Source organism: Vibrio sp. Y176, from assembly GCF_033438945.1.
Genome location: NZ_JAWOQS010000354.1, coordinates 1 through 798 on the forward strand (window position 1 = coordinate 1; position 798 = coordinate 798).

At 48.4% G+C, this 798-nt stretch carries 1 protein-coding gene; it reads left to right on the plus strand.

Going from position 1 to position 798, the window contains the following annotated elements:
- A partial coding sequence (locus R7O13_RS26030) for a hypothetical protein (RefSeq protein WP_318305093.1) occupies positions 1–798 on the plus strand: 798 nt, incomplete at both ends.

Sequence of the window (798 nt, forward strand, 5' to 3'; positions counted from 1 at the left end):
GCCGAAATACGACGGCACGAACTTCGCGACAGCTCGCGTGACACCGGAAGGCAGCAATCTAGCCGTTAACAAAGAGATCGTTTCGATTGCTGGTAAACCTTACGCAGCGGGAGATACTTATAAACCAGAAGATGAGGTGGTGTATAAGTTTACGGTGACCAACACCGAACCTGTATGGCGTGATGAGGCCGCGATTCAAGACATCATCTCTAATGTTCGTGTTGAAGTTATTGGTGACACAACGAAATCGGCATTTTCAGAATCTGAAATCAGCCACGTCTTTACCTCTGTTGGTACCAGTGGCACGCAAGACACCTACATCGAACCATACGATGCCACCGATGATCTGGATTTGGTGGTCGATATTGCACCTGAAGAAGTCATCGAATTTACCGTAAAGGGGAAAGTTCGCGCTGATGCTGTCGGTGATATCGATGGAAACACCGCAAAAGCCGGCAACCAGAGTGACACAACGGAAACCATTCCTCCTGTCGCACCTGTTTTAGATTTCCAAAAACTGGTACTGAACACGACCGCCGACAGCAGTACGTGTACGTTCCCATCTTCGACGGGCACTGATTGTCACTACAATCCGAATGGCCAGATCCAGTATCAAGTCTCAGTCACCAACGTAGGTGAAAGTACCACTAATGGTGCCACCATTGTGGATGAACTGGACAAGATTAACACGTCTGATGGCAAACCAGCTTTTACGGATTACAGCGTGGCGATTGTTAGTGCACCAACGTCAGACCGCTTCTCCATCAATGGTCAGTATCAAGGCAATGTGCCCTTAAA